Annotated in this window: 1 protein-coding gene; it reads left to right on the top strand. The window is 72.6% G+C overall.

Going from position 1 to position 252, the window contains the following annotated elements; genetic code table 11:
* Positions 1-252: KR domain-containing protein (locus ADK41_RS14890; protein ID WP_159043977.1), on the top strand; the 252-nt coding region annotated here is incomplete at both ends.

Below are 252 nucleotides of genomic sequence, written 5' to 3'. Positions count from 1 at the left end.
GTTGTTGGTGAGTCGTCGTGGTGCGGCTGCCGAGGGTGTGGAGGCTCTGGTCGCGGAGCTGGCCGGGCTGGGTGCTCGGGTGTCGGTGGAGGCCTGTGACCTGGGGGAGCGTACGGCGGTCGAGGCACTGCTGGCCGGGGTTCCGGCGGACCGTCCGGTGCGGGCGGTGGTGCATGCGGCGGGTGTGCTGGACGACGGTGTGGTGGAGTCGCTGACGGGGGAGCGGCTGGCGGGTGTGCTGCGTCCGAAGGT

The sequence above is a fragment of the Streptomyces caelestis genome (genome assembly GCF_001279005.1).
GTDB classification, from domain to species: Bacteria; Actinomycetota; Actinomycetes; order Streptomycetales; family Streptomycetaceae; genus Streptomyces; species Streptomyces heliomycini.
The sequence above is the reverse complement of the archived record's forward strand: the minus strand, read 5'-3'. Positions and strand labels throughout refer to the sequence as shown.